This is a genomic window from Archangium lansingense (genome assembly GCF_026626635.1).
In the GTDB taxonomy this organism is placed as follows: Bacteria; Myxococcota; Myxococcia; order Myxococcales; family Myxococcaceae; genus Archangium; species Archangium lansingense.
The window spans coordinates 1884015-1910694 of the sequence record NZ_JAPNKA010000001.1 but is presented as its reverse complement, the minus strand read 5'-3'; the positions used below and the strand labels follow the sequence as shown (position 1 = coordinate 1910694).

Genomic DNA, 26680 nt, shown 5'->3' with positions numbered 1-26680 from the left:
GCCGCTCCGGCCCGTCGATGAGCCGCGGTAAGCGAGCCCTCAGTCTCGCTGGCGGTAGAGGCGCACGGGCGTCCCCGGGCCCCCGCTCACCGGGACATAGAGGAAGCCGTACTCCCCGGCAGCCACGGTGGTGGCCTCACCAAGCCGCGTGTTTGCCCTGGGCTGGCCGAAGCCATTGCGCCCCAGGCCCTCGCAACGCGCAGTGGTCGCCACGCACCAGTCCTGACCCGTGAAGTCCGAGCGGCTCGCCGGCTCGTCCACCGCCGTGCGGTACACGACGACCCCGTCCACCGCGTTGTCGAAGCCCACGTACAGGGCTCCACCGCTGACGGCCAGCAGCGTCAGCCGGGTGTTGTGCGGGTTGTCGAACTGGGTGAGTTGCACATCCCCCTGCCCGTTGGCGGCGACGAGCACCCAGTCCCCCGCATCGCAGTCCTGGGCGCTGGCCGGCGCCGGGCCGGAGACACGGGCAGGGTCACACCGCCAGAGCTGCGGGCCCGCGGTGGTGTTGCGGCCCAGGTACACGTGGCCGTTGAAGACAGCCATCCGCGACCAGGCCCGGTCAGACGGATCGAGGTCCAGGTCCGTGTCCGTGGTGATGGACTGCTTCGCGCGGTACTCCGGCGCGCTCGGGGTGATGGACACCCAGTGCGAGGGCGAGCTCTCGTAGTCGAGCGGCTCCTCCACCGTGGCGCGGACGAGACCTCCGTTGTTGCCCAGGTAGAGCTTGTCATTGAACTCGCCGACGAAGTCGATGCCTACCGTGTGCGCGGGGTTGGCGGGAGAGCCCGCCGCGCCAATGCCCGGCATCCGGTGCGCCGCCAGGTTGCACAGCTCGTGCGTCGAGGGATTGCACCCCCCCACCGTGGTGCTGTTGCTCCGGGCCTCCAGGCCCTCGGCCGTCTCCGCCGGAGCGCGCAAGAGCGCGAGGAGCTCGGGCCGGCGCGTCCCCCCCGTGATGGGAACGCCCAGGTAGGCCCGGCCCCCAAGGAAGCCCAGGGCGGAGAAGCTCCGCGCCGACGTCCCGTCCAGCGCCTGCCCCAGGTCCACGTACTTCAGGTCCAGCGTCGCGTCGTCGTCCCGGGACATGTACACGTAGTCGAGCCCTCCCCCGCTCCGGGTGCCGCTGACCATCAACCACTCGGTGCCACTCAGGGTGCCGGAGGCGAAGAGGGCACGGCCGTCCTCGTTGTCCGGACCGCACTGGTACGAGTTCTCCTGGCAGCCGGCGAAGCCGATGGACGGGAAGGGCGCACCGACGGTGTTGGAGCTGCGCGCGCCGGAGAGTCGCTGGGTGTCCTTCCGGAAGCGGAAGGCCAGGTCATCGGGCCGGACACCATCCTGGTCCATGCCCACCGCGCGCGTGCCATTGGCATTGGGGCCCACGTACACGCGGCCCCGGTACGCGACAACCGACGTGGAGGCGACGCCATCCGAGAATGGATCTACCTGCACCGGCCCCTCCTCCACGGTGCTCACGAGTGGGCCGAAGCCAGTGAAGGTGACCCGGTCCAGCGGGGACGCACCCAGGCGCTCGCCCCATACGGATTGCAGCCCTTCACCGCCCTCCACGTTGGCAGCGAGGACGGTGTACTGCCCGCCGCGCTGGAAACCCTCGTGCGTGAGAACCACCTCGTTGTCACTCAGACGGTCAAGCACCTTGGCGGAGAGCACGGCGCCCAGCGAGGTGGAACCCGTCAGCCGATAGCGCGAGGTACAGGTGGCAAGCGAGGTGCAGCCAGCACTCCCCGAGACATCCGGCCCTGGCAGCAGGGGACGGGAGAAGGTGAGCACGACGCGGTTCCGCCCCAGGGAGGTGGCACTCAGAAGGCGCAGCGGCCCCCCTACCTCGAAGTCCGCCTGGCGCGGCCAGCCCAGCTCGTTGTCGGCGCGGTCCACCATGCCGGACACATGCACGGTGTACCGGCCCCCTCCCGGCGCGAAGGGCAGCTCGATGTCGACGGTGCTCGGGTCCACGACGGTGAGGACGCTGCCCAGCCAGAAGGCATCCGAGGGCGTGCACTCGTGGGGCGTCTCGTCCGTCAGCTCCACGCAGTAGTTGTCGGGGTTGAGCATGCTGGCGGCGGAGTCGTCCTGCCGCATGGGCTCGGAGAAGCGCACGCGGAGCACCGTGCTGCCCGGCAAGAAGGCCAGCTGCACCCGAGGCGAGAAGTCGTCATCCTCGCAGCCGCCTGCCCGACACTCGAAGCCGGGCGCGCACTGCGCGCTCTCCGTGCACCTCGCGCACATGCCCTCGAGGCACAGGAGCGCGGACTTGCAGTCAGCGTTCCCCCCGCAGGTCGCCCCCATCGAGCACACGGGGCAGGAGCCGCCACCGCAGTCCACGCCCGTCTCTGTTCCGTTCTGAACTCCGTCCGTGCACGAGGGCTCCGCGCACGAGTTCCCCGTGCAGCTCGCCGGCTCCGGCTGGCAGACGCCACTCCGGCACCCGCCACCCGGGCAGTCCGCGTCGTCCTGGCAGAGGTCACCTCGGCCGCCGGGCACGCCGCTACCCGGCATGCTGTAGGTGACAGGTGGATCTCCACACCCGCTGCAACCCATCTGGACCAGAGCAACACCCCACGCCAACGCCACCACCAGCAAGCGACCAAGTCGCATGGCTCCTCCAACCCTTCCTTCCCCTTCCCACGGTGGGAATTTGTCTTCATCCCGAGGCGCCCGTGCACGGGGGCTCGCCCGCATCTGGTCAGCAGGCGAAAGAAGGGAGGTCGCCGGTGTCCCCATTGGACAGTCCTCCAGTACCCCGAGTGAGCAAACGCGTTCCCACATCGTCCTTGCATCCGAGGCCAGCACCGGAACAAGACAGGGCATGGGCCCCCTTCGCCCGGGCCCGCGGGAGAGCCTCATGGCCGCACGCTTCAAGAACCTGGATGGCAGCCTCCCCCACCCCCTCGGCAACGTCTTCAAGTGGGCCGTGGGGGACAAGCTGGCAGGCAAGCGTCGCAAGAGCCCGGACACCTGCCCGATGCGCCGCGTGGAGCCGGACCTCGCCGCACTGGCCACCCCGCCGGCCCCTGGAGAGGGCGCGCGCCTCACCTGGCTGGGTCACGCGAGCTGGCTGGTGCAGCTCGATGGGGTGTCGCTGCTCATCGATCCCGCCCTGCGCGACACCATCACCGGCTTCATCCGCCGCAACGTGGCCCCAGGCATCCCCCTGGAGAAGCTGCCCTCCATCACCGCCACCCTGGTGTCGCACAACCACTTCGATCACCTGGACATGCCCACCGTGCGCCAGGTGGGCGCCCCCGTCATCAGCGGCCTGGGCATGGCGCGCTACTTCAGCCCCGGCTCGCCGCCCGTCACCGAGCTGGACTGGTGGGGCACCACGAAGGTGGGCTCGGTGACAGTGCACTTCGTCCCCGCCCAGCACTGGAGCCGCCGCGGCCTCAACGACGTCAACGAGACACTCTGGGGCGGTTTCGTGGTGGAGGGCTCCAGCGCGAGCATCTACCACTCGGGCGACACCGCGTACTTCGACGGCTTCAAGGAGATTGGCCGGCGCTTCCCCGGGTTGGACGCGGCCATGCTGCCCATTGGTGCATATGACCCGGGCTGGTTCATGGAGAAGCAGCACATGAACCCCGAGCAGGCAGTGCGGGCCTACGAGGACCTCGGGGCCCGGCGCTTCCTCGCCATGCACTGGGGCACCTTCAAGCTCACCGACGAGCCCCTGGACGAGCCGCCCCAGCGGTTGGACGCCGAGTGGGGCCGCCGGAAGCTCCCCCGCGAGCCACTCCATGTGCTCGCCGTGGGAGAGAGCCTCGCCGTCCGCCGCGCGGGATGACGCTCCAGGGTTGAGGGTGGGCGAACGGTGTGCTGTGAGGGGGGTGCCATGCTCCTGCCCGCCCTCCTCGCACTCACCCTCCACCAGGCTCCCCTCACCACCGTCGCCGAGCAGAGCGGCTGGGCTCGCACCGGCCGCTACGCGGAGGTGGAGTCCCTGTGCCGCGCCTTCCCCCAGCGCTACCCCGGCAAGGTGCGCTGCGACACCTTCGGCACCACCCCCGAGGGCCGCCCCATGCTCGCCCTCGTTGCCAGCGCGGATGGCACCCTCACCCCTGCCGCCGCCTCGAAGAAGGGCCGCCCCGTCGTCCTCTTCCAGGGCGGCATCCACTCCGGGGAGATCGACGGCAAGGACGCCGGCTTCTGGCTGTTGCGCGACCTGCTCGACGGCAAGGCGCTGCCGGGTGTGCTCAAACAGGTGACGGCCGTCTTCGTCCCCGTCTTCAATGTGGATGGCCACGAGCGCTTCGGCCCCAACAACCGCCCCAACCAGGTGGGCCCCGAGCAGATGGGCTGGCGCGTCACCGGGCAGAACCTCAACCTCAACCGCGACTACGTGAAGGCCGATGCCCCGGAGATGGTGGCGCTGCTCAAGCTGCTGCACTCCTGGGACCCGCTCTTCTACGTGGACCTGCACGTCACCGACGGCGCCAAGTTCGAGCACGACGTGAGCGTGCAGATGGAGCCGCAGGTGGTGGGCCCGGAGGCGATGCGCACCCTGGGCGTGAAGCTGCGCGAGGAGCTCTTCACCGAGCTGGAGGGCAAAGGCCACCTGCCCCTGCCCTTCTACCCATCCTTCCGGGAGAACGATGACCCCACCTCGGGGGTGACCTACGGCGTGTCGCCCCCGCGCTTCAGCCACCAGTACTGGGCAGCCAACCGGCGCTACGGCGTGCTGGTGGAGACACACTCCTGGAAGCCCTACGCGCACCGCGTGGCCACCACGCGCCACGTGCTCGAAGGCCTGCTGCGCCTCACCGCCCGGGACAACCAGGCGCTGTTGTCGGCCGTGAAGGCCGCGGACAGCGAGGCCACGTCCGGCAAGGTTCGCGAGGTGGTGCTCACCTGGGACAACACGGAGAAGCACCGCCCCTTCGCCTTCCGCGGCTACGCCTACGAGCGCTCGCCCTCCGAGCTCACCACCCTGCCGTGGATTCGCTACGACGACACGAAGCCCCAGGTGTGGACCATTCCCTACTACGAGGAGCTGCGCCCGGTCCTCACCGCGGCGCTGCCCGCGGGTGGCTACCTGATTCCCCCGGCTCACGCGGGGTGGGTAGCGGAGAAGCTGACCACCCACGGCCTGCGTTTCCAGCGAATCGGCCAGGACCTCCCCTCGACCACGGTGGAGGTGTTCCGCGCCACCGAGGCGAAGTTCCGCCCCTCCTCCGTCGAAGGCCACCAGGCCTTGTCGGTGATGGGCAGTTGGAAGAAGGAGCCGCAGCCGCTGCCCCGGGGAACGATCTACGTCCCCATCGCACAGACGAACGTGCCCCTGCTGGCGCACCTGCTCGAGCCGCTCGGGCCGGACTCGCTGCTCGCCTGGGGCTTCTTCAACAACCACTTCGAGCAGAAGGAATACGTCGAGGAATACGTGCTGGAGCCCTTCGCACGGGAGCTGCTCGCCAAGAACCCCGCCGTGAAGGCCGCCTGGGAGGAGAAGTTGAAAGACCCGGAGTTCACCAAGAACCCGCGCGCCCGCCTGCGCTTCTTCTACGAGCGCCACCCGGCCTACGACTCACGCTTCAACCTCTACCCTGTCTTCCGCACGGACTCGGCCCCCGCGGGCCTCTCTCCAGTGCGCTAAGGGCGCTCCTCACTCCATGTAGGTGGCAGGCCCTGATCCTCCCCGTTATGCTGGTGGGTCGAGAGCCGGTCATGTGGTGAAATACGGCCCATGCCGGCTCTGGGAGGACGATGAGCAAAGAACGCGACCTGCTCGAGCAGGGCATGGCCATGCTGGAGGCCCAGCGCCCCATCTTGGGCCATGAGGCCACCGAGGCCGCGCTCGCGGCTCTTCGCGCACGGCTCGCGACCCTCGCCTCCCGCGTTCCCCTGGAGCGCCGACACGTCACGGTGCTCTTCGGCGACCTCTGCGGCTTCACCGCCATGAGCGAGCAGATGGACCCGGAGGACGTCAGCGAGCTGATGAACCAGCTCTGGGCGCGCGTGGATGCGGCCATCGTCCGGCACGGGGGGCGCATCGACAAGCACATCGGCGATGCCGTGATGGCGCTCTGGGGCGCGGACGGCGCGCGCGAGGACGACGCGGAGCAGGCCCTCCACGCCGCCCTGGACATCCAGGCCCAGCTCGACTCCTTCCTCGCCGGCCCCCCCGAGGGCCTGCGCATGCGCATCGGCATCCACACCGGCCCTGTCCTCCTGGGCGTGGTGGGCACACTCGGCGAGCTCACGGTGATGGGAGACACCGTCAACACGGCCAGCCGCCTGGAGCAGGCCGCCCCCGAGGGTGCCATCCTCATCTCCCACGCGACGTACCGCCTCGTGAGCGGCGCCTTCGAGTCCGAGCCCCGGCCGCCCCTCCGGCTCAAGGGCAAGCAGGAGCCGCTCCAGGTGTACCGGGTGACGGCGGCCCGGCCGCGCACCTTCCAGCGCCAGGGGCGCGGCCTGGACGGCATCTGGGCCCGGCTGGTGGGGCGCGAGGATGAGTCGCGCCACCTGCGCACGGCCCTGTCCGCGGCGCTCTCCGGGGAAGGTTGCCAGCGCGTCACCCTCACCGGCGAGGCGGGCATCGGCAAGTCCCGGCTCCTCGGCGAGTTCGAGACGTGGCTGGAGTCCCTGCCGGAGCCGCCTCTGTGTCTGCGCGGCCGCGCCAGCCCGGAGATGCGCAGGCACCCCAACGCCCTGCTGCGGGACTTGTTCTCCTTCCACCTCCAGGTCCAGGAGAGCGACCTGCCCAGCGTGGTGCGTGCCCGGCTGGAGGAGAGCTTCTTCGAGGCGCTCGGCCCGGAGACCTCCAGTCGCTTCCGCGCCCACCTGGCGGGCTCCCTCATCGGCTTCGACTTCAGCGACAGCCCCCTCTTGAAGGGCACGCCCCTGGACGAGCAGGGTCTCCGGGCCCGCGGCCTCGTCGCCCTCAGCGAATACTTCCAGGCCCTGCTCAGCCGCGAGCCCATGGTCCTCTTCCTGGAGGACATTCACTGGGCCGACGACAGCGCGCTGGACTTGCTGGAGCGCCTGCTCCAGACGCTCGCGCCGGCGCGGCTCCTCGTGCTGTGCACCGCGCGGCCCGAGTTCTTCGAGCGGCGTCCGCAATGGGCCACCGCCCCACACCACGTCCGGCTCGAGCTGCGGCCGCTCTCCCAGCTGGACAGCCACCGGCTCGTGGCGGAGCTGCTGCGCAAGGTGGAAGCCATCCCTCCTGCCCTCCACGAGCTCGTGGTCTCGCGCGCCGAGGGCAATCCCTTCTACCTCGAGGAGCTCATCCAGATGCTGCTCGAGGAAGGCGTCATCCTCACGGAGGGGGAGCGCTGGCGCGTCGAGCCACGCCGGCTCACCTCGCTCAAGGTGCCCTCCACGCTCAGCGGCGTCCTCCAGTCCCGGCTGGACAGCCTTCCTGCCCATGAGCGGGAAATCCTCCAGCGGGCCTCGGTGGTGGGACGCATCTTCTGGGACGAGGCGCTCGAGCGGATGGGCCAGGGCGAGGAGCCCCACATCCCCGTCCACGAGGCCCTGGCCGCCCTCCAGGAGCGCGAGCTCATCTTCGAGCAGTCCACTCCCGCCTTCGCCGGGGCACGCGAGTACATCTTCAAGCACGCCATCGTGCGCGAGGTCACCTACGACACGGTGCTCAAGCGCGAGCGGCGTACCTTCCATGGACGCATCGCCGAGTGGCTGCTGGCCCGTGGAGGCGAGCGCTCCCGGGAGCACCTCGGACTCATCGCCGACCACCTGGAGGCCTCCGGACAGGGAGCCCGGGCGGCCACCTACCTGCGGCGCGCAGGAGAGGAAGCGCTGTCCCTGTTCGCCAACGCGGAGGCACGCGCCTTCCTGGACCGGGCCCTGGACGTGACGTCCGAGGCGGACCTCCCCGAGCGCTACGCCATCGTGGCCGCACTCGAGAAGGTCCACGGCGTGCTCGGCGAGCGACAGGCGCAGCGGCTGGACCTGGAGCTGATGGAGGCGCTGGCCGAGCTGCTCGGCGACGTGCGGCGGCAGACCGAGGTGGCCCTGCGCCGTGCCCTCTATGCCGCGGAGATTGGGGAGGTCACCGAGGGCGTGGAGGCGGTGCGCAAGGCCATCCAGCTGGCCCAGGAGACAGGGGACGTGGCCAGCGAGGCACTCGCTCACCTGCGGTGGGGACGGATGCTGCGCCACCACCAGGGGGACTTCGAGAGCGCCCGGACCCAGTTCGAGCGAAGCCTGGCACTCGCCGAATCCACGCGGCTCGAGCAGATCGAAGTGGAGAGCGTGCTCAACCTCAGCGCGACCCTCAACGAGCTGGGAGACCTGGAGCCGAGCCTCAGCTACATCCAGCGGGTGCTCCCCTTCTGCCGGGCCATGGGCAATCGCTGGCTCGAGTTCTCCGCCATGCGGCACCTGGGGTATGTGCGCAAGACCCTGGGCGACTTCTCTGGAGCCAGGGCCGAGCTCGAGCAGACCCTCCAGTTCAGCCGCGTCATCGGCTACCGCTTCTGGGAGTGTGTGGACCTCAGCATGCTGGCGCTCATCCTCCACCACTTGGGGGATGCTTCCGCCACGCTCGAGACCGCCGAGCACGCCCTGCGCATCAGCCAGGAGGTTGGCAGCCCTCGCTACCAGGGCTATGCGTGGATGTGCCGAGGCCATGCGCTGTTCTCCCTGGGGCGACTGCCCGAGGCCCGGGAGTCGTACCAGCAGGCCCGTCGAATCCGGGTGGAGACGCGCATGCGGCACCTGGAGATGGAGTCTGTCGCGGGCCTGGCCGCCGTGGCATTGGCAGCCGGCGAGCAACAAAAGGCGCGAGAGTACGCCGAGGAGCTCCTCACGCACCTGGAGCAGGGCCCCCTCCGCGGGGTGGAGGAGCCCTTCGGGATGTGGCTGACGTGCTTCCGTGTCCTCCGGGAGTTGGAGGACACCCGCGCGGCCCGGCTCCTGGAGACGGCCCATCGTCAACTCCAGGAATGGGCGGAGAAGATTCACGACGAAGGGCTGCGGCGCTCGTTCCTGTCCATCCCCGCCCACCGCACGCTCATGGAGGAGGCCAGCCGGCACACCGAAAGCTCGACGCGTCAGGGAGATAGACTAGCGTAGGTGCTCCTCTCACCGAGGACACACTCATGCTCAAGAACGCCCTGAAGCTCCTGCTGCCTGCCCTGCTGCTCACCACCACCGCCTACGCCGCCGAGGCCACCGTGAAGGTCGGCACCGGGGTCGAGAAGTACGAGATCGTCGGCACCTCCGACAGCTTCACCGTTGCCCCCAACACCCGCATCTACGCCGCCACCAAGCTCACCGACGTGGAGCCCGGCACCGTGAACATCATCTGGTCCAAGGACGGCAAGGAAGTCTCCAAGACGGAGCTGAAGGTGCCCCGTGCCTCGTACCGCACGCACGCCTACCGCACCTTCCGCGCGGGTGACTCCGGCGCCTGGACGGCGAAGGTCGTTGGCACGGACGGCGCCGAGCTGGGCAGCACCAGCTTCCAGGTGCAGGTCCAGTAACACCCCTCGGCCGCACGGAAGAGACCGCTTCTCCCCTGGACTCCCCCAGGGGAGGATGCGGACCCCGCCCGGCTTCACTCCCTCACTTGCCGGCCACGCGCCGCCCGCGCACGTCGACGACGAAGTAGAGCTCGTCCTTGTTCTTGAAGAGCCCGCCCATCATCGAATAGGGCTCGAAGCCGAAGTCCGAGTGGCGAGTCGTCAGCACGCCCCGGGCCGCCACCTGCTCCTCGTCCACCGCCACCTCCAGCGGCAGCTTCACCTCGCGGGTGACGCCACGCAGCTTCAGCTCTCCCGTCACCTCCACCCTCGAGAGCCCGGCCGCCCCCTTCTCACCGGTGAGCGCACAGGACTTCGAGGTGAACTCGAGCGTCTTGTGCTCCTCCAGGTTGAGCTGGTCCTTGGCCCTCAGGTGCTCGCGAATCTGATCCCGGTCACTCTGGGAGACGCGATCCTGTCCCGTCAGGTCCCGCATCTCATCACGCTCGGGCTCGAGCCCCTCCACCTGCACCGTCACCGAGACAGCACAGCCAGACAGGTTGGCCGGGTCAAAGGCAAGCGAGCCCCACCAGTCCGTAGCGCGGACCACGTGGTCATGCCCGAGCGAGGCGCTGAAGATCTGCACGTAGAGGTGGCTCCGCTCCAGGCCTGGATCGAACGTATAGGTGCGCGAGAGGGAAGACAGGGCATCCACGCTGCTCAGTCCCGGGAAGTCGTCGCGTGCGGGGAAGGTGACGCGCTCCAGATCTTCGGCGGGGGTGGTGCCACAAGCGGACAGGGAGGCCGCGCCAAGCAGCGTCGCAGCCAGGGCGAGGGGAAATCGGCTCTGCATTGATGAGCTCCGTAACAGAGTGGGGGGCCGGGCTTCCGGCGCGGGTGACTCTAACAGCCCCGGCACATGACTTTCCCGTCGGCTATGGTCACGCCCGCACCCGCCGTGCGGGAGAGGGAGGAAGACATGAGTCACGAAGCGGAGCCGACAGTGCCCAACACGGGCCGGATGTTCGACTACTGGCTCGGAGGCAATCACCACTACCCCGTCGACGTGGCGGCGGCGAAGGCCTTCGAGGCTGTCTTCAAGGACTTCCGTCCGGTGTTCCGCGCGTTGAGAGGCTTCATCGGGCGGGCCTCGCGCTACATCCAAGCCCAGGGTGTGGATCAGTTCCTCGTGCTGGGCGCCGGCCTGCCCACGCAGGGCAATGTCCACGAGACAGTGCCCGGAGCGCGCGTGCTGTACACGGACATTGATGACTCCAACGTGGCGCTGGGCCAGCGCATCCTCGCTGGCGTGCCGGGCACGGGCTACATCCGGTGCGACGCCACGAACCTGTCCACGCTCGACCTGGGAACGGTGAGGCAGGTGCTCGGCCCCCTGCGCCGGCTGGGCATCATCGTGGTGGGCGTCGAGGCCTTCATGACGGACGAGCAGGTCCGCGCCTCGTTCCAGCAGCTCTACGACCTGGCGCCGCCGGGCAGCTTCATCGCCTTCGACTGCGACAGCCCCAAGGCCCTGGATCATCCCGAGCTGGTGAAGATGATGGGCCCTGGCTTCCACATGCGCACCGCGGAGCAGCTCGCGGCGGTGCTCGGGCCGTGGAAGCTCACCGAGGACGGCATCCAGCCAGTCGCTGTCTGGCGCAACCCGGAGCCGCCCGCCGACATGCCCCCGTACATGAATGGCGGAGTGGCGACGAAGCCCTGAAACACCGCGGGCCGGAGACCGCTGAGCTTCAGCGGCTTCCGGCCCGGTCTCTGAACACCCCGGCGAGCGATGAGCCCGCCGGGGCTGCTCCTCGAGGGAGCGCTCAGTTCAGCTTCGGCTCGCAGCGGCAGAGGCTCTGGCTGCAAGCCAGGCCCGGACCGCAACCACCGCAGTTGTCCTTGCAGACGCAGGCGCAGGCGTTGGCGTCGGCCTGGTAGGTGGCGCCGCAGTTGAGCGCCCCCGTGTCACAGACGCAGCCGCAGGCCGCCGGGTCGAACTTGAAGCCCGGCGCGCACGTGGCGCTCTGCACGCACTGGCAGCTGCACGTGTTCATGTTGCACGCCTGGAAGCTGCCGCAGGTGCCACCGCAGTCCGCTGCGCAGGTGAAGTCGCACACGTCCTTGCTGGTGTTGCACACCTCGCTCGCCGAGCCGCCACCGCCGCAGTCCGAGGGGCACTCGCACCGGTTCGTCTGCCGGTTGCACGTGAGGTTGCCCTTGCAGAAGTCCGCCTGCGACGGGTCGTAGTAGCCCGTGTCCGTCGAGCAGGGCGGCGGGTTGCCATCCTTGTTCGGCGTGAGGTCGCTCCAGTAGCGGTAGGAGATGGCGGCCTTCGTCGTGCCCGCCGTGGCCGGACGGCACGCGCCGTAGAAGGCCAGCGCCCGGCTGACGCCGTCCACGTCGAAGCCGTTGACGCGGCTGCGGGGCAAGTCGCCCGGCGGGCACAGCGTGGAGTTCTGCACCGCCTCCATGGCCACCCGCACCGAGGCACCAATCGGCGGCTTGAGCGTCCGGTAACCCGTGGAGCCAATCACGCTGTCCATGATGGCGTTGATGGTGTTCTGGATGGACGTGGTCGTGCGGATGCTGCCCACGAGGCCGCCCGTGGCCTGGATGACCTCCACGTGCCGGAGATCATTGATGGGCTCGCCCGGGTAGCACTCGCCGCCACCGGCGGGGTCACAGATGATGCCGTGCATCGGGATGAGCTGGGTGATGGGGTTGGCGCCCATGAAGTAGTCGATGTACGTGCTGACGGGCGTGCTGTCGCCCGTGTCGCGCACGTCGGTGAGGATGATGACCACCAGCCGGGCCCCGGGGCGGTACCTCTTGGCCGCGGGCGTACTGGCGTTGGTCATGTAGTCCACTGCGGCGCGCGCACTTTGCAGGGTCCGCTCATCGCTGGAGCCGTTGGTGCCAATCCAGCAGCCCTGGGTGGGGTCGGGGCATGGAGGCGTGGGGTTCTCCTGCAACCACGCCTTGAACTGATTGATGTTGGTGGTGAAGCCCCGGAACACGTTCGAGTTGGCAGCCCCCGACTGCGTATAGGTCGAGGTCACCATGGCGATGCGCCAGTCGAGCGTTGAGTTGCCCAGCCGGTTCTCCACGGCGTTGGCGGCGTCGCCCAGGGCCTTCTGGGACGTCGCCATGGAGCCGCTGTCATCCACCACGAAGAGGAAGTCGGCCATGCCGTTACCGGTGGTGAAGGTCTCGCACTGCACCGCGTCCGCGTCACCGAACTGGGCCAGCGCCGTGCCGCCCGAGGTGTCGTTCATGACGAAGAGCCCCGGCTCCTTGAAGAGGTCACGGTTGGTGATGGCCACCACCACCAGCACGCTCGAGTTGGAGCGGTGGACATACTGCACCTGGAGCTTGTGCGGCCCGGCCACGTTCGAGCCACCCGTGAGCGTCCCGGCCCCCGCGCCGACGAGATCGTTGGCCACATCGTTGGCGTAGTCGCGCAGGTTGGTGCCCGCGCTCTGGTCGTAGACGGCCTGCAGCGCGGGATGGCCGTCCCAGGTGGTGAAGGTCTGGGTGGTGGCCGACGTCACCGAGGGAGAGAACTGAGCGCGCACGAACGCTTCGTCACCCACCACCGTGGTGGAGGATCCCGCCTGGCCCCGCTTGTAGGCAACGAAGGCCACCTTGTTCGTATCGTCGTAGCCGACGTAGCCACGGCTATTGCCGCCGATGACGATCTGCTTCACCTCCTGGAAGGTGGGCCGGAGCGCCAGGCGGATGTCCGCGCCGCTGTCCTCCTTGAAGACGACCTGCCGCAGGTTCTGCGCCGCGCAGGCCTGGCCGGCCGGGGTGGTGGGAGCACCGTCGGAGCCGTTGCGCGGATCCAGCTCGCCCGGATCCTTCTGGCCGTTCTGGTTCGAGTCCTCGGCGCCATCGGCGATGCCGTCGTTGTCCGAGTCGGCGTCCACCGGATCCGTGGTGGTGGTCGGGTCCACGTCGCCCGGGTAGCCGCAGGTGGTGATGGGCGCCGAAGCGGCGGAAATGCCGCGCTCCACGCCATCCAACAGGCCGTCCCCGTCCGTGTCGCGATTGGCCGGGTCCGTCTCGCCCGCCTCACGCGTGCCATTGCCGTTGGTGTCCTCGCCCTTGTAGGAGGCCTGGTCCGCGCCGTCGAGCAGACCGTCGCAGTCCGTGTCCTTCAGGCGCGGGTCGCTCTCGCCCGAGTCCACCAGGCCGTTGCGGTTGCGGTCCTCCACGCCGTCCTTCAGGCCATCCCCGTCCGTGTCCGCGTTGTTGAGGTCGGTCTCGGTCCCGTCCTTCACGCCGTTACCATTGGCGTCCTCGATGTGGTCCGGCACGCCATCGCTGTCCTTGTCCTGGGAGGCGCTCCCGCCGCAGTCGTTGCTATCCAGCGGGTTGGTCTCGCCCGAGTCCTTCTGGCCGTTGCCGTTGATGTCCTCGGCACCGTCCCGGCACGAGTCCCCATCCGTGTCGGCGACGAGCGGATCCGTCCCGGTGATGTTCTTCTCGATGGAGTCCGAGAGGCCATCACCGTCCGTGTCGCGCATGCGCGGGTCGGTCTCGGTGGAGTCCTTCTGGCCGTTCTTGTTGGCGTCCTCCACGCCATCCACCAGACCGTCACCGTCCATGTCGCGGTTGGCCGGGTCCGTCTCGGCCGAGTCCACCTTGCCGTTGCGGTTGCGATCCTCCAGACCGTCGAACAGGCCGTCTCCATCCGTGTCCAGGATGGTCGGGTTCGTCCGGCTCGACGGCTCCGTGTCCGCGAGGAAGATGGCCTGGCACTCCGCGCTCCCGTTCACCGTGGAGGTGCGGCCCGCCTCGACACCATCGCGAATGTTGTCGCCGTCGGTGTCCCACTTGCTCGGATCGGTCCTCAGACCGCCGGGATAGACGTTGCCGTACTCCTCCTCGTCCGTGAGACCGTCGCAGTCCGTGTCGATCCCTCCGTTGGTGGGATTCTTCGGGCCCGGAGGGTCACCGAACGGATCCTCCGGAAGCGGATCCGGATTCACCGGGTCGCCACCGCCGCCATCGCCGCCATCCGTACCGCCATCGCCATCGCCTGTACCGGCGTCACCTCCTGCATCCACACCAGCGTCTGGCTGAGGGTTGGGCGTACCACCACAGTTACAACCCGTGACAAGAGCGGCCATGAGCAAAGCGGCCGCGAAGAATCGGGAATGAGTACTCATGGCAATCAACATTAGCTGAAAGGGGGAGAAATGGGCCCGCGAAGCTGGGATGGAGTTCCCCCGTTACCCAGGTGGGAGTCTAGGCGCACTGCTCCGCTTTGACCCGGGCCGAACGGAATGCGTCCAGGCAGCCCCCAAGTCTCTTGTGCCCGCCTGCTGGCGAAGCGTTCAGTAGTGGGAAATGCACGATGGTTGACCCACCCCAGGGCGGGCTCGGCTATTGTCCGTCGACGTGCCTGTGTTCGGTCTCGCGGCGTTGTGGAATGGCTCAGCCCGTGCAGAGCGGGTGAGAGAGCTGGTGGAGGGGTTGGGGGCGTTGCTGCCCTCGCCGAAACCGCCGGGCATCCTCGTGGCCTTGAGGGAAGCCGAAGCCACCCTGGAGTTGAAGCTGGAGGCACCCAGCTACCCCCGCACCGCGCTGGAGTCGCTGAGCCAGCAGGTGCAGCAGAGCGGTGGCACCCTGGTGGAGCTGTGGCGCCTACCCAAGGCGGTTCGTGACGAGTTCCGCACACACTCGCTCACAGGCCCGGACACCCACGAGCTGGAGGACTTCGAGGCCGCGGCCATCGTGCTGCACGGACACCTGCAGCAGCTCGCCGTCCGGGAGCCCGTTCCCGAGGGGCCACCGTCAGGGCCTGCTTCCGTCACCATCGACTTCTTCGCCAAGGGGGCTCAGGCCCCTGCACAGCCCGAGACGGCCAAGGAGCCTGAAGCTCCCGCCCCCGCCCAGGTGGAAGAGGAGGACCAGGAGGGCACCCGGACGTACGAGACGTTCGACACGCAGCGGCAGGGGCGCCGCTTCGCGGTGAAGCTGGAGATGGAGTTCCGCACGGAGCTGGACTTCGTGCGCGAGCACGCGACGAACATCTCCAACGGGGGCCTCTTCGTGCGCACAGCGCACCGCCCTCCCGTGGACAGCGTGGTGACGGTCCAGGTGAAGCTGCCCAACGGCGAGCGCCTGCAAGGAGACGCGCTGGTGGTGCACGTCGTGGATGATCCGTACAAGGGAGGCGTGGGGCTCGCCTTCCTCAACGACGAGCCCACCTTCGCCGAGACGCTGGACCGCTACCTGGCGAGCCTGGCCAGCACCCCGGCGAGCTGAAGCCCTACCCCACCGACGCCGTAGGCCGTGACTCGGGGGCCGAAGAGTCCAGGAGGCCCGCCTCTCCCATCACGACGAGCCGGCTGCGTCCGGCGCCCTGCTTCACCACGCGCACCTGCGCGCCGATGCGCTCGGCGAGCCCGGACACGTGGGAGATGATGCCCACCTGCCGGCCGGTGGCCTGGAGCGCGTCGAGCGTGGCCAGGGCCATCTCCAGGGTTTCGGGGTCCAGTGTGCCGAAGCCTTCGTCGATGAAGAGCGTCTCCACCTGGGTCGTCTCCGAGGAGAGCGAGGCCAGGCCCAGGGCGAGTGCCAAGGAGACGAGGAAGCTCTCTCCACCCGAGAGGCTGGAGACGCCGCGCACCTCGTCGCCCATGTCGCCGTCCACCACCTGCAGGTCGAGGTCGTACTTCGGCACCCGCATGAGGCGGTAGCGCGGGGCCAGCTCCTCGAGGTGCGCATTCGCGTAGTGCAGGAGCGCGTCCAGGGTGAGGCTCTGGGCGAACACCTTGAACTTGCGTCCATCGTGCGAGCCAATGAGCTCGCTGAGGGTGCGCCACACGCCGCTGGCGCGCTGCTTCTCCTCGAGGAGCCGAGCCTGCTCACCGTGGCGGCGACGGGCCTCGTCATCCTGGTCGAGCTGGGCCTTTATCCTGGCAGCGGCCTGGCGTCGGGCCTCGGTATCGTCGCGGGCCTGCTGGCAGGCGGCCGGGGCGTCCACCTCGGCGATGGAAGGGAGACCGGAGGCTTCATGCCGGGTGCGCTGCGCCTGGCGCTCCGTCAGCACGGCCTGGGCGTGCTCCTGTGCCTGACGAAGCGCCGACAGGGCACGCTCCTCGGCCTCGCACCAGGCGGCGTCTCGCGCGAGCAGGAGACGCGTGGCCTCCAGCGTGAGACTCCGTGCCGACAGCAGCGCCGAGAGCGCGGCCTCGGCTTCGGCCTTGGCGGTGCCCGCGGACTCACGGGCTTGCTCCGCGCCCTGAGCACGCGCAGCGGCGGCGGCGGCCTCCTGCTTCGCCTGCTCGGCCTGGGCGCGTACGGACTCGAAGGCCTGGGACGCGTCCTTCAGCTCCCGGTGGAGCCCATCACGCACCTCGGCGGTGGGACGCCCACCGAGCACCGCCCCACGCGCGGTCTGCTTCTCCCGCAGCGACTCCCGCGCCCGAGAGAGCGCCTGGGCACAGTCCTCGGCCTGGGTGTGTTTCAGTCCGGCAACCGCCTCCTCGGAAGACCGCTTCTCCTTCGCCTGTGCGACGCGGGCCTCCGCGTCCTGCGCTGCCTGCTCGCGAGCGTTCCACTCCCCCACCCGCTTCGCGCAGTGCGCACGGAAGTCCCCCGGCTTCGCGGCCAGCGACTCCTGCCAGCGCGGCAGTTCCTTGAAGGGAGCCGCCAGCACCTCCAACACCTCCTGGCGGACGCGCGCGGCCTGCTCCACCTCGCGCCCGGCGGCGGACTCGGCCTCGGTATTCTTGCGCAGCGCCTCCTCGGCCTGACGCAGGGCCTTCTCCACCACCTCCAGGCGCTCGAGCGCGGCGGTGAGCGCGGTGCGGGCTTCCTTCGCAGCACGCTCCAGCTTCTCTGCCGCCTCCTCCTCGGCATTCAGCGCGGCCTGCAGCGCCTTCACTTCCGCGAACGCCGCCTCCAACCAGGCCTCGAGGCCCTCGGCCTCTACATCCTCCGGGGGCAACGTCCCCGAGAGCTTCGCACGGGCCTGACTCCACGCCGTGCGCTGCTGGGCTCGCTGCTTGGCCGCAGCCTCTCTCCGGGCGTCCGCCTGCGACGTGCGAGGGCCTGCCGCCGCCGCCCGTGCAACGGCCTCGGCCTCCGCCCGGGTCACCACCGCGGCCTCCCCTTCCAGCTCCTCCACCCGCGCCCGCGCCTTCGTGGCGAGCCCCTCCAGCGCGGTTCCAGTCTGGCGATAGGGATGCTCGGTGGCACCACAAAGCGGACAGGGCTGTCCCGCCCGCAGCTCCGCACGGTGCTCCGCGAGGTCCAATGTCGCCCGCGCCTCGGCGAACGCCCGCCGTGCCTCCTTCAGCGCGGCTTCCCGCTCGAGGCGGCGAACCTTCGCGGCCTCAGCCTCGGCCGTCGCGGACGCCTGTTCCGCGCGGGCCTTGCCGGCCTCCTCGGCAGCCTCCTGCTCCGCCCGAGCCGCCTCACTCGTGCCCCTGCGCGCGTCCGTCAACGCCCGCAGCCCCTCCTGCCGGGACTGCAGCTCCACGCGACGGGCCCGCCGTTCCGCACCGGCCTCCTTACCCTGCGCAGCCTCGACCTCGACCACACGGGCCTTTGCTGCCTCCAGGGCTTCTCCCGCCTTGCGCTGCTCCTCGCCCCGGCGCTCGAACTCCGCGCGCAGCGCTCCGGCGCGCGACTGCACCTGCACGAGTGACTCGCGCGCCTTGGCTTCGTCCTGGGCCGCGCGGCCGTAGCGGACGAGCTCCGCCTCCCACCGAGGCCACTCGCGGGCCATCGCCTCCAGGCGCCCGTTCTCGCTGAGCCACGCCCGCGCCGTCTCCACCTCCGCACGCGCGGCCTCCTCTTCCCGGGCCACTCGCGCCAAGGACTCTCGGGCCACTCGCTCGGACTCGCGGGCGGTCTCCAGCTTGCGCGCCGCCTCCTGCTCATCGTGCTGCGCCCGCCCCAGCTCACCGTCCAGCTTCAGCGCCTCTTCCAACGCCGGGCGCGCGGCCACCTCCGCATCCACCGCCGCAGTCCGCCGCGCATCCGCCTTCGCCCGCGCCTCCTCGCCCACCTGCGCCGAGGCCCGTGCCGCTTCCGCCTCCGAGCGCCGAGTCACCAGCGCCGCTTCCGCCGCCGCCAGCCTCCGGGACTCCTCATCCGCCCGATTCAGCGGGGCCCGCAGCACCTCCGCCGCCCGCACCCGCTCCAGCTCCGCCTTCCGAGGCTCCGCGGCCTCCAGTGCCTGCACCGCACGCTGACGCGACTGCTCCGCCTCGGCCTCCTGCGCCACCAGCCGCGCGCGCTCTGTGTACCAGTGCTGCGCCTGCTCGGCCCGTGCCTGCACCGCCTGCGCCTCGCCCAGCGCCGCCTCCTCACGCCCCCGCCCTTCTTCCGCCGCCGCGCGCTCCTCGTCAGACAGCCGGGGAATTGCCGCCACGCCCTGCTCCAACTTCGTCAGCTCCTCCTGCACCTCCTTGTGGCGCTGGTGCGCGGCCATGGACACCCGGCTGTACACCTCCGTCCCCGTCATCCGCTCCAGCAGCTCCGCACGCTCATTGGCGTCCGCGCGCAAGAAGGCGGCGAACTCGCCCTGCGCCAGCAGCGCCGAGCGCCGGAACTGGTCGAAGGACAGGCCCAGCCGCTCCTCAATCGCCTTGAGCACCTCGGACTTGGTGCGCCCAAACTGCTGCTGGGTGGCCACGTCCGTGAGGGTCATCTCCTGCGGCCGGAAGCGCCCCTCGGCGAGCTTGCGCGCACGCCACACGGACCAGCGCGCGCGGTAGCGCCGGCCGTCCCTGCCCAGGAAGTCCACCTCGGCAAAGCCCTCACCCGCCCCGCGTCGCAGCACGCCGCGCACGTCGTTGGCCATCAGCCGCGCCTCTTCGTCCTCATCCGCGCGGCCCACCGGGACGCCCCCGCGCTCGCCCAGCCTCGGGGTGCGGTCGAAGAGGGCCAGGCACAGGGCATCCAGCAGCGTGCTCTTGCCCGCACCGGTGGCACCAGTGATGGCGAACAGCCCCATCTTGTCCAGCGGCGGCTGGTCCAGCTCCAGGGCGAAGTCACCCGCGAGGCTCGTCAGGTTGCAGCCACGAATGGCGAGAATCCTCATGACGCGTCCTCCTGCACCTGGGTGAGCAGCGAGTGGAAGGCCTCGAGCAACGCGGGCTCCAGCGGCTCGGTGTAGTCGCGAGCGTAGCGAGCACGGAAGACGTCCTCGGGGGTGCGCTCCTTCAAGGAGACGCCCGGCCGCGTTTCCGCGAGCGTGTGGCCGCTGCCGGTATAGGCGGGAGTGAGCTTCACCAGCCGCGCGGCTTTGCCCTCCAGGGCGGCCTCCACCCGTCGGCGCAGCGCGGGCTCGGGGCGAGGCAGCGCGATGCACACCTCCAGATAGGGGCGCCGCCAGTCGGGCGCGTCCTTCTCCAGCTCGGGCAGCGCCTCCAACATCTGCACCACATCATCCAGCGTGGCCGCATCGCGCTGGGGCACCCGCTGAATCTCCACCCGGCGCGGCACGTGCAGCGGCCGCACGGAGGAGAGCTGCTCGCCCTCCAGCTCCACCAGCAGCACCTGGTGCGCATAGCTGGCCTCGGAGAGCGACAGGGGAATGGGCGAGCCGCTGTAGCGCACGCCCTCGCGTCCTCCCACCCGCTGCGCCTTGTGCAGGTGTCCGAGCGCCGCGTACGCCACCTCCTCGGGGAAGATGTCCACCGGGAGCGCGTGCTGGTTGCCACCGAGAATCTTGCGCTCGCTCAGCGCGGACAGCTCGGTGCCCACCATGTAGCAGTGGCCCATGGCTACCAGTGCCTGGCCCGGCTTGCGCTTCGCGCGAGCGGCCTCCAGCACCTCGGCGTATACCGAGCGCACGCCCTCGACGAGCTTGTCCCCTGCTTCATCGGAGACGAGCGGCAGGTCCGCGGGCCGCAGGTACGGCACCGCCGCCACCCATGCGCCCACCTTGCCCTGGGCGTTCTTCAGCGGCACCAACAGGCGCTCCAGGTCCACCGAGCCCCGTGCTTTGGGCAACCCGCCCACCACCCGCACGTCGAGCGCGGCGAAGAGGGGGTCGGGCGCATCCAGCCGGGCCGCCGAGTCATGGTTGCCGCCGATGACAACGAGATCGAGCTTGGGGCAGCGAATCCGGGCCTGGGCGACGAACCGGTACCAGGCCGCCTGGGCCTCGGCGCTGGGGTTGGCGGTGTCGAAGATGTCGCCGGACACCAGGAGCGCATCCACCTTGTGGGCCTCGAGGGTGTCGAGCAGCCACTCGAGAAAGGCCGCGTGCTCGGCCTCGCGCGAGGTGTCGTACAGCGTGTGCCCCAGGTGCCAGTCCGACGTATGCAGCAGGCGCATCCGTGCGCTCCCCTCCTGTGTCCGCTACGAGCACCGGAGAGGAGCCCTCCCCCTGCTCGTACGTTCAGGCGGCGCGCAGTCTGCCCGCTGGGGGGCGCGGCGCCAACAAGGGGGATGACACCTACATGGAGAACCCGTCGGGGAGCGGGCGAATGCAGGCGTTCTGTAAAAGTGCCGCACAGCCGCCCGAACAGTTTCACTTCTCGCCGGCGAGAAGTGGAATGCGCCTCCCCCCGCATTCCGGTTGTCGCCGACGACAAGTGGAATGCGCCTCCCGCATTCCGGTTCTCGTCGGCGAGAAGTGGAATGCGCCTCCCCCCGCATTCCGGTTGTCGCCGACGACAAGTGGAATGCGCCTCCCGCATTCCGGTTCTCGTCGGCGAGAAGTGGATTGGGCCTACAGGGTGATGTGGCCTTCGAGGTACAGCACGGCCTGGCCGGAGATGCCCACGCGCTCGCCGCGGTCCTCGCACTGGAGCACGCCGCCACGGTGGGAGATCTGATGCGCCAGCAGCTGCTTCTTGCCCAGCTTCTGCGCCCAGAAGGGCACCAGCGTGCAGTGCGCCGAGCCCGTCACCGGATCCTCCGGCACGCCCACCCGAGGCGCGAAGAAGCGCGAGACGAAGTCCGCCTCCGAGCCCCTCGCCGTCGCCGTCACCGCGAAGTACTCCAGCTGGGCCAGCTTCCCCATGTCCGGGGCCAGCGCCTGCACCTGCGCCTCGGTATCGAAGACGGCCAGCAGGTCTCTCGACAACAGTGTCTCACGCGGCTCGGCGCCCAGGGCCTCCACCAACCCCTCCGGAATCGGGCACGGCTCCGGCGGACGCGAGGGGAAATCCATCTCCATCCACTCCCCCTCCTGCTGCGTCACCACCAGCGGCCCCGAGCGCGAGTTGAATTGCGCTCGCTCCAGTCCCGGCGCCAGGCGCGTGAAGAGGATGTAGGCCGCCGCCAGCGTGGCATGACCGCATAGGTCCACCTCCTGCGTGGGGGTGAACCAGCGAATCTGCCAGCCGCGCACCTCGTCGCGCAGCACGAAGGCCGTCTCGGAGAGGTTGTTCTCCGCGGCAATCGCCTGGAGCACATCGTCCGGCAGCCACGCGTCGAGCGGGCAGACCGCGGCGGGATTGCCTCCAAAGACCTGGGAGGAGAAGGCATCGACCTGGTAGAGGCGCAGGCGGGTGGGCATGGGTGACCTCTTTCTTTAGCTCAACCCGAGGAGTCCTGCGAAGCCAGGGCCTGGAGGAAGAGGTCGCGTACCCGGTCCGCCAGCGCCCCGTCATCCCCGCTGAAGTCCTCCGGACGCACCGGCGGTAGCACCCGGATGCTCACGCGCGCATGGGGGTTCATCCACGGGCCGTCTCCCTCCACCAGCTCGGTGGTGCCTCGCAGCAGCACCGGCACCACCGGCACCCGCGCATCCAGGGCCAGCCGGAAGGCGCCTCGTCGGAAGGGCAGCAAGCGACCTTCCTCGGCATAGGTGCCCTCGGGGAAGATGAGCACCGGCATGTCCCGGTTCAGCCACTCGCGGCAGACGTCCATCATCCCGCGCATGGACTGGAGCCTCCCGCGCTCCACGCGCACGTAGCGCAAGAGGCTCATCATCCACCCCAGCAGGGGTATCCGGAAGAGCGAGGCCTTGGAGACGAACTTGAACGGGTGGAACAGGCCCATGGCGGCGAAGATGTCCGCCATGGACTGGTGGTTGGCCACCAGCACGCATGCGCCTCGGGGCAGCAGCTCGCGGCCCTCCACCCGCGCACGCCACCCCGGCCAGACGCGCAGGTACTGAAAGCACCAGCGGCACACGTACGCGTGCAACACGCGCCGGTCCGGGTCAAACGGCAGCAGAACGAGCCACAATGCCACGCCCACCAGGAACCCCGGCACCAGGGTGATCCCGAAGACGACCCAGAACCAGAGCGTGGCCAGATACCTCACTTGCCGGATTGGGTGAGAGCGCTGGCGAACTGCATGGCGTAGTTCACCTCCAGCCCTCCATCCACCACCAGCGTCTGACCATTCACGTACGAGGAGCCCTCGGAGCACAGCCACTCGATCGTCTTGGCGATCTCATCCGCACTGGCCACGTAGCCCACGGGCACGCTGTCCTTCACCTTGGCCTCGAGCGCAGCCCAGGCCTCGCCCATGTAGAAGCGGCTGGAGTCGGTGTCGATGTAGCCCGGGTTGACGGCGTTGACGCGCACGCCGGAGGAGGCCAACTCGGCGGCCAGGTACTTCACCAGAATCTCCATGGCGCCCTTCATCGCCCCGAGGAAGCCGTGGAAGGGCAGCGGCATGCGCGAGTCCATGCCGGACACCATCACGATGCGGCCCTTGCGGCCCTCCATCAACGGCGCCGCACGCTGGGCGCCCAGCAGGAAGCTCTTCACCGTGACGTTGAACGTCTTGTCCATCTGGTGCAGCTTCATCTGCATCAGCGGGGTGAAGGCGGTGGAGGCCGCATTGGCCACGAAGACATCCAGCCCGCCGAACTCCTGCTGGACCAGATCGAAGGCGGCATGGAGGCTGGCCGGCTCGAGCTGGTCGGCGATGACGGAGCGGCAGCGACGGCCGAGCGTCTCCACCTCCTTGACGAGGTCGGCAGCGGCCTCGGCGTCACGCCGGTAGGTGGAGACAATGTCGTAGCCCGCCTTCGCGAGCCGCAATGAGAGGGCGCGGCCCACGCCTCGCGAGCCGCCAGTGATGAGCGCCACGGGTGCAGTCATAGGCCTGAGGGCATACCACCTTCCGGGTGGGGCGCGCCTCCCGGCCATCCACGGGGTGTCCTGCTTCCAATCACCCTCGCGCCTCGCTGTCCCAATCCGAGACAGGGCCGTGCTCGGTTGATTTCCAGAGGGAATCCCTGTGGTTGAGCCCCAGAGTGCATGGCCGCTTTACAAAATCTCTGCGCCACCATGTTCCAGGCGCTCCAGGGCCGAGCCGGCCCGTGCGAGGAAATCCGGGCACTTGGAGGTTGGCACGGCCGGTGCTCAAGGAGAGCGCGTCAGTCTGTGATTCGCGTCGCGCGTAGCCGCTGACGCGAGCTGGAGGGCTCCGGGTTTCCCACCAACCCGGGGCCCTCGTCCTTGCGGGGGATAGAGTGCGCGGGCATGAACGTCCCCCCTGGCCCGTCCTCTCCTGCCGGCCCCCGCTGGCTCTATCTGCATGGCTTCGCCTCGGGGCCCCAGTCCGCCAAGGGCGTGGCGCTCGCCGAGCACTATGCGCGCCAGGGCATCCACCTGGAGCGGTTGAACCTGCGGCAGCCCTCGCTCGAGCACCTGAGCTTGAGCGCGATGATGCGCACGGTGCGTGACGCCATGGGCAGCGAGCGGGACAGGGCCATCGTCTTCGGCTCCAGCCTGGGCGGGCTGACAGCCTGCCGCGTGGCGGAGGAGGACGCACGGGTGTGCGCGCTGGTGCTGCTGGCTCCCGCCCTGCGAGCCCCGGAGCAGATGCGGCGCACCGTGAGCGAGGAGGGCATGCGCCGCTGGCAGGAGACGGGCTGGCTGGAGACACAGGACTACGCGGAGAAGCGCAAGACGCGCGTGCACTTCGGCCTCATTCACGATCTCGACACCATTGAGGCCCGCTCCGGAGGCTGGCCGGACGTGCGCGTGCCCACGCTGCTCATTCACGGGCGCCGGGACACGACGACGGACATCCGCTACTCGCGCGAGTGGGCGCGCGGCAAGCGCCACGTCCGGCTCGTCGAGGTGGATGACGGACACGAGTTGGTGGACTCGCTCGGGCGCATCGCCGCCGAGGCGGATGATTTCCTGCGCCCCTTCCTCGTCCAGACCTCGCCCTGACACCCGAGGGGCAGGAATCCCGGCAGGACAGCAGCCGGGCACCCGGAGCGTGAGGCTCCCTCAAGGAATGCCTGGGGAACGCCTCCGTTGGTGGCCCCACGATGCACAAACGAACCCGATTGCTCTCATCCTCGTGTCTGTTGGGCGTCCTGCTCATCACGGCCTGTGAAGCCCCCTCCATCCCTGCTCCCTCGGCGGCCCCCGAGGCAGAGGCCCCTTCGACCCCGGCACAGCCTCCGGCTGAACCGCCCTCTACCAACGCGCCCGCGACCGATGGCCCCGCCGGGAACCTGGGCAGCGCCGAGTCCGCACTGACCGTGACCAACTGCCGCACGCTCACCACCACCCTGGCGACCGCCAGCGGTGATGACGGCACTGGCAGCGTGGCCGCCAATACCCAGGATGACAACCTGGCCACCCGCTGGAGCGGCCCCGGCAAGGGCGCGTGGCTCAGGCTCGACCTGGGCAGCTCGCAGTCGCTCGCCGGTGCCGCCATCGCCTGGCACCAGGGCGACACGCGCCAGAACCACTTCACACTCGAGACCTCCGAGGACGGCACCACCTTCACCCAGGCGTACGCGGCCGACAGCGCGCTGACGACCACGGCCCAGACGTACCGCTTCACCGGCACGCGCAAGGCCCGCTACCTGCGCGTCACCGTCAACGGCAACACCGTCAACGACTGGGCCTCCATCACCGAGGCGCGCGCCTGTGGCGAGGACACCACCACGCCTCCTCCAACGCCGACGCCGCCCACCACGGACTCGGGCCCCGCACTGCCGCGCCTGCCGTACCTGCAGAGCGTGAGCACCACCAGCGCCCTGGTCGCCTTCCGCACCGGTGTGTCCTGCACGCCCTTCATACGCTTCGGCGAGGGCTCGGACATCTCGCGCACCGCCACGGCCACGGCGGCCGGGTGGCAGCACGCGGTGAAGCTGACGGGCCTGCTCCCGGGCCGGACGTACAGCTACGTCGTCGAGGCCTGCGGCTCCGTCACCGGCGTGCGGCGCTTCCAGACGGCCACCGGCCCCGAGACGAAGCGCGTGCACTTCACCGCCATGGGTGACTTCGGCACCGGAGGCACCAACCAGACCAAGGTGCTCCAGCAGCTCACCCCGGCGCGCGCCGGCGAGTTCCTCCTCACGCTCGGCGACAACGCGTACTCCTCCGGCACCGAGGCCGAGTTCCAGAGCAACATGTTCAAGCCCATGGCGGCCCTGCTGCGCGAGGTGCCCCTCTTCCCCACGCCGGGCAACCACGAGTACGTCACCAGCGCGGCCAAGCCCTACCTGGACAACTTCTACCTGCCGGCCAACAACCCGGCGAAGAGCGAGCGCTACTACTCCTTCGATTGGGGTCCGGTGCACTTCGTCTCGCTCGACTCCAACTGCCGCAGCTTCACGATCGCCGACTGCACCACTGCCCTGCAGAAGGCATGGCTGACCCAGGACCTGGCCGCCACGAGCCGTCCCTGGAAAGTCGTCTTCTTCCACCACCCACCCTGGTCCAGCGGCGAGCACCTCTCGAGCACCGCCATGCGCCGCGACTACAGCCCCATCTTCGAGCAGTACGGGGTGGACCTGGTCCTCACCGGCCATGACCACAACTACGAGCGCTCCAAGCCGATGAAGGGAGACGTGGTGGCCCCGGCGGGAACGCGCGGCATCCCCTACATCGTGGTGGGCAGCGGTGGCGCCACCCTGCGCCCCTTCCCTGGCTCGCAGCCGAGCTGGTCGGCCTTCCGCGACAACACCAACATGGGCTACCTGGACGTGGTGGTGGACGGAGGCACGCTGACCGCGAAGTTCCTCAACACCAGCGGTGCGGTGCGCGACACCCTCACGCTGACGAAGACGCTGCCCGCCGCGGTGGCTTCGCCGTCCAGTGTCTCGGGAATGTCCACGGACACCCCTCCGGGCCCGGCATACGACCCCACCCAGCTGCCCGAGTTCCTGCGTAACCAGAAGCCGGTGCCGCCGGCCGACACGCTGGAGTCCGTGGCGGACGAGCCCGAGCCGGTGCCCGCCACCGCCCTCGAGCAGCAGTAGCCTGGTACTTCCGGTTGGAATGCCGCCCGGACGCGGCGAGGATGCGGGCGGCATTCCCCAGGAG

Annotated in this window: 16 protein-coding genes; 8 read left to right on the top strand and 8 right to left on the bottom strand. The window is 69.5% G+C overall.

What is annotated here, in order from left to right; translation table 11 throughout:
- Positions 1–39: 39 nt before the first annotated feature.
- Positions 40–2619: a hypothetical protein gene (locus OV287_RS07685; RefSeq protein ID WP_267533334.1), complete on the bottom strand. Its 2580-nt coding sequence runs from the start codon at positions 2617–2619 to the stop codon at positions 40–42.
- A 247-nt stretch (positions 2620–2866) separates the two neighbouring features.
- Between OV287_RS07685 and OV287_RS07680 the strand changes: the two genes are divergently transcribed.
- The 4 genes from OV287_RS07680 to OV287_RS07665 all read left to right on the top strand — a co-directional run bounded on the left by OV287_RS07680 (position 2867) and on the right by OV287_RS07665 (position 9467).
- Entirely contained in the window at positions 2867–3805 is a 939-nt protein-coding gene (locus tag OV287_RS07680; protein ID WP_267533333.1) for an MBL fold metallo-hydrolase, read from the top strand.
- Positions 3806–3853: 48 nt separating this feature from the next.
- A complete protein-coding gene (locus OV287_RS07675) occupies positions 3854–5611 on the top strand; it encodes a M14 family zinc carboxypeptidase (protein WP_267533332.1) in 1758 nt (585 codons plus the stop codon).
- Between the two features lie 110 nt (positions 5612–5721).
- Positions 5722–9057: an ATP-binding protein gene (locus tag OV287_RS07670; RefSeq protein ID WP_267533331.1), complete on the top strand. Its 3336-nt coding sequence runs from the start codon at positions 5722–5724 to the stop codon at positions 9055–9057.
- Positions 9058–9083: 26 nt separating this feature from the next.
- On the top strand, positions 9084–9467 hold the full coding sequence (locus OV287_RS07665) for a DUF2914 domain-containing protein (protein ID WP_267533330.1): 384 nt from the start codon (positions 9084–9086) through the stop codon (positions 9465–9467).
- A gap of 82 nt (positions 9468–9549) precedes the next feature.
- On the opposite strand, the gene OV287_RS07660 is transcribed toward OV287_RS07665, so the two are convergent.
- Positions 9550–10299 carry a YceI family protein gene (locus OV287_RS07660; RefSeq protein ID WP_267533329.1) on the bottom strand — a complete coding sequence of 250 codons (750 nt, stop codon included), beginning with the start codon at positions 10297–10299 and terminating at the stop codon, positions 9550–9552.
- Positions 10300–10425: 126 nt separating this feature from the next.
- Here OV287_RS07660 and OV287_RS07655 point away from each other — a divergent pair, with 126 nt between their 5' ends.
- A complete protein-coding gene (locus tag OV287_RS07655; RefSeq protein WP_267533328.1) occupies positions 10426–11169 on the top strand; it encodes an SAM-dependent methyltransferase in 744 nt (247 codons plus the stop codon).
- A gap of 103 nt (positions 11170–11272) precedes the next feature.
- Here OV287_RS07655 and cglD read toward each other — a convergent pair whose 3' ends face one another.
- Complete coding sequence (cglD, locus tag OV287_RS07650) at positions 11273–14584, bottom strand: adventurous gliding motility lipoprotein CglD (RefSeq protein WP_308809828.1); 3312 nt, start codon at positions 14582–14584, stop codon at positions 11273–11275.
- A gap of 325 nt (positions 14585–14909) precedes the next feature.
- Here cglD and OV287_RS07645 point away from each other — a divergent pair, with 325 nt between their 5' ends.
- The gene (locus OV287_RS07645) at positions 14910–15725 is read left to right on the top strand and encodes a TIGR02266 family protein (protein ID WP_267533326.1); all 816 of its coding nucleotides are present in this window, start codon (positions 14910–14912) and stop codon (positions 15723–15725) included.
- 4 nt (positions 15726–15729) lie between these two features.
- Here the strand turns inward: OV287_RS07645 and OV287_RS07640 are convergent, their stop codons facing one another.
- The 5 genes from OV287_RS07640 to OV287_RS07620 form a co-directional block, all read right to left on the bottom strand.
- Complete coding sequence (locus OV287_RS07640) at positions 15730–19515, bottom strand: AAA family ATPase (protein ID WP_267533325.1); 3786 nt, start codon at positions 19513–19515, stop codon at positions 15730–15732.
- Entirely contained in the window at positions 19512–20756 is a 1245-nt protein-coding gene (locus OV287_RS07635) for an exonuclease SbcCD subunit D C-terminal domain-containing protein (protein WP_267533324.1), read from the bottom strand. Before OV287_RS07635 ends, OV287_RS07640 begins: the two co-directional genes overlap by 4 nt.
- A 397-nt stretch (positions 20757–21153) precedes the next feature.
- Positions 21154–21945 carry a PhzF family phenazine biosynthesis protein gene (locus OV287_RS07630; RefSeq protein WP_267533323.1) on the bottom strand — a complete coding sequence of 264 codons (792 nt, stop codon included), beginning with the start codon at positions 21943–21945 and terminating at the stop codon, positions 21154–21156.
- Between the two features lie 20 nt (positions 21946–21965).
- A complete protein-coding gene (locus OV287_RS07625; protein ID WP_267533322.1) occupies positions 21966–22697 on the bottom strand; it encodes a lysophospholipid acyltransferase family protein in 732 nt (243 codons plus the stop codon).
- A complete protein-coding gene (locus OV287_RS07620) occupies positions 22694–23485 on the bottom strand; it encodes an SDR family NAD(P)-dependent oxidoreductase (protein WP_267533321.1) in 792 nt (263 codons plus the stop codon). Before OV287_RS07620 ends, OV287_RS07625 begins: the two co-directional genes overlap by 4 nt.
- Before the next feature lie 384 nt (positions 23486–23869).
- Between OV287_RS07620 and OV287_RS07615 the strand changes: the two genes are divergently transcribed.
- Both OV287_RS07615 and OV287_RS07610 read left to right on the top strand, forming a co-directional pair.
- Entirely contained in the window at positions 23870–24568 is a 699-nt protein-coding gene (locus OV287_RS07615) for a YqiA/YcfP family alpha/beta fold hydrolase (protein ID WP_267533320.1), read from the top strand.
- Between the two features lie 101 nt (positions 24569–24669).
- Entirely contained in the window at positions 24670–26616 is a 1947-nt protein-coding gene (locus OV287_RS07610; protein ID WP_267533319.1) for a metallophosphoesterase, read from the top strand.
- Positions 26617–26680: the final 64 nt, after the last annotated feature.

Bases quoted from the DNA above. Each gene is read 5' to 3' on its own strand.
- OV287_RS07685 (WP_267533334.1), bottom strand. From the start codon at position 2,619: ATGCGACTTGGTCGCTTGCTGGTGGTGGCGTTGGCGTGGGGTGTTGCT.
- OV287_RS07680 (WP_267533333.1), top strand. From the start codon at position 2,867: ATGGCCGCACGCTTCAAGAACCTGGATGGCAGCCTCCCCCACCCCCTC.
- OV287_RS07675 (WP_267533332.1), top strand. From the start codon at position 3,854: ATGCTCCTGCCCGCCCTCCTCGCACTCACCCTCCACCAGGCTCCCCTC.
- OV287_RS07670 (WP_267533331.1), top strand. From the start codon at position 5,722: ATGAGCAAAGAACGCGACCTGCTCGAGCAGGGCATGGCCATGCTGGAG.
- OV287_RS07665 (WP_267533330.1), top strand. From the start codon at position 9,084: ATGCTCAAGAACGCCCTGAAGCTCCTGCTGCCTGCCCTGCTGCTCACC.
- OV287_RS07660 (WP_267533329.1), bottom strand. From the start codon at position 10,299: ATGCAGAGCCGATTTCCCCTCGCCCTGGCTGCGACGCTGCTTGGCGCG.
- OV287_RS07655 (WP_267533328.1), top strand. From the start codon at position 10,426: ATGAGTCACGAAGCGGAGCCGACAGTGCCCAACACGGGCCGGATGTTC.
- cglD (WP_308809828.1), bottom strand. From the start codon at position 14,584: ATGGCCGCTCTTGTCACGGGTTGTAACTGTGGTGGTACGCCCAACCCT.
- OV287_RS07640 (WP_267533325.1), bottom strand. From the start codon at position 19,515: ATGAGGATTCTCGCCATTCGTGGCTGCAACCTGACGAGCCTCGCGGGT.
- OV287_RS07635 (WP_267533324.1), bottom strand. From the start codon at position 20,756: ATGCGCCTGCTGCATACGTCGGACTGGCACCTGGGGCACACGCTGTAC.
- OV287_RS07630 (WP_267533323.1), bottom strand. From the start codon at position 21,945: ATGCCCACCCGCCTGCGCCTCTACCAGGTCGATGCCTTCTCCTCCCAG.
- OV287_RS07620 (WP_267533321.1), bottom strand. From the start codon at position 23,485: ATGACTGCACCCGTGGCGCTCATCACTGGCGGCTCGCGAGGCGTGGGC.
- OV287_RS07615 (WP_267533320.1), top strand. From the start codon at position 23,870: ATGAACGTCCCCCCTGGCCCGTCCTCTCCTGCCGGCCCCCGCTGGCTC.
- OV287_RS07610 (WP_267533319.1), top strand. From the start codon at position 24,670: ATGCACAAACGAACCCGATTGCTCTCATCCTCGTGTCTGTTGGGCGTC.